Below are 1,323 nucleotides of genomic sequence, written 5' to 3'. Positions count from 1 at the left end.
ATCAATACTTATCAGGATCTCATTATTTATAAATTTAAAGCCATAATAAGATGCTTTTGACTGGTTATTATTAATATTTTCTAAACTTCTTTCCTGTTTTAAGCGTTGCAACACCCTAACAATTTTTCTCAATAATTTGGTACAATTCAGCCTGCTCATCGTCCATTTTGAGGAGTTTTGATTTTGTATGTTTGGATTCAGGAAGTGTGTACCTTATCTGATACATGTTGTGAGTTAATTCTGCAGCCTTCTTAGAGATAAATTTGATTTTTCTTTGTATAGTATGCGTTCGAGTTCTTTATAAATGCTATATGCAGTGAACGCAATACAAATATGCGCCTCAATACGATGCCGCAATCTGTGATAAATTGGCCGTATTCTTAAATCAGTTTTTGACATCCGGAACGCTTTTTCAATATGCCAAAGATTTTTATAATTTTCAATTACTTGCTTATCCTTGATTTTAGTATTGGTGATGTAACCTTTTAAACCGTCCCACGCGTTATCCTGGTTGAACTTTTCATAATCGATTTTAATGGATATTTCACCTTCTAATTTCAAATATTTGTTGTACCCTTTGTTGTTGATGCTTGATTTAGTAAGTTTACCGGATTTGATTTGTTTCTCCAATCGCTGTAATCCTCTCTTTCGATTATGCTCATCTTTAGCGGCTCTGTGGTTTGCATAGCTAACAATAAGGCGGGTATTAGCAGACCTCTTTATTCTCAGAATATCGCCATCCATGAGTTTTTTGTCAAGTATCTGTTGCTTAATTTTTTCGGGCTCGCTTTTCAATCTTGCACCGATAATGTATTCATATTTTTTTTCCTCCAGAGCTATGATATTATCTTTGGATAGTAAGCCAGAATCGGCAACAACGATTGGTTTTTCCAGATTAAATTTTGCTGTTATTTTTTCAATAAAAGGAATCAGTGTATGCCCTTCATAAATATTTCCTTCAAAAATATCATAGCCTATTGCATAACCACCCAAGCCAACCAGCAAGCCCAAAAATATTTGTGGATTTTGATGTTTGCCATCCTTACTAAAACCTGTTTTTCGTAAATCGTCTTCATCACTTGCTTCAAAATAAAGCGTGGTCATATCATAAAATGCAATGCTTATTTTTCCATCTAAAACCTTAAGCGTATGTGCAAATACAATTTGTTCTACCTGTTCTTTTAACTTGTTATTGAGTTTATCCAAAAAACGATAAACTGCATCTTTATCGTATCCCTCCGACCAACCACATCGAAATTAATTTAAAATAAAATCCTTATACCAGTGGTTTCCAGTTTTGCGGCAGCAGTTCTTCAATTTTAT

The 1,323-nt window shown here is 33.7% G+C and carries 1 pseudogene; it reads right to left on the bottom strand.

Annotated elements, in window-relative coordinates:
- Nucleotides 1-234: 234 nt before the first annotated feature.
- Nucleotides 235-1,215: pseudogene (locus tag EFY79_RS21270) on the bottom strand (IS1634 family transposase); the annotation flags it as partial.
- Between the last annotated feature and the right edge of the window lie 108 nt (nucleotides 1,216-1,323).

Origin of the sequence: Hanamia caeni (genome assembly GCF_003721595.1) — a bacterium.
Classification (GTDB): Bacteria; Bacteroidota; Bacteroidia; order Chitinophagales; family Chitinophagaceae; genus Ginsengibacter; species Ginsengibacter caeni.
This window is presented reverse-complemented; position numbering and strand designations above follow the sequence as displayed.